Origin of the sequence: Brachyspira catarrhinii (assembly GCF_005518285.1) — a bacterium.
In the GTDB taxonomy this organism is placed as follows: Bacteria; Spirochaetota; Brachyspiria; order Brachyspirales; family Brachyspiraceae; genus Brachyspira; species Brachyspira catarrhinii.
Window position 1 is genome coordinate 1 of sequence record NZ_SJDU01000850.1, and the last position, 340, is coordinate 340.

Below are 340 nucleotides of genomic sequence, written 5' to 3' on the forward strand. Positions count from 1 at the left end.
GAAAGATATATAATACTGCTGTTGAAAAATTAAGAACTTCTTTATATGCAGCTGGCATGGGAGAAAGTCAAACTAAAGAGAATATATTAAAAAGTTATGATTATGAAAAATTATCAGAAGTAGAAAATACATTAAATACATTAAAAACACAAAGAAATGACTTAAATCAAAGCATGCATTTAAGACAGTCTCTAACTAGAGATGGAATAGATTTAGAGACTAAAGAAAAAGAAGCTAATGAAAAGAGCATTAATGCTATAAAAGGTAAATCTGATGCAGTAAAGACAAGCGGAAAAACTTATAAAGATTATTTAGCTTTATTAAAACAAGCGGAGGAAGA

The 340-nt window shown here is 27.6% G+C and carries 1 protein-coding gene; it reads left to right on the forward strand.

The window, feature by feature from the left end; genetic code table 11:
- Positions 1-340, forward strand: a 340-nt coding sequence (locus tag EZH24_RS13645) for a hypothetical protein (RefSeq protein WP_137999503.1), incomplete at both ends; no start/stop codon positions are given.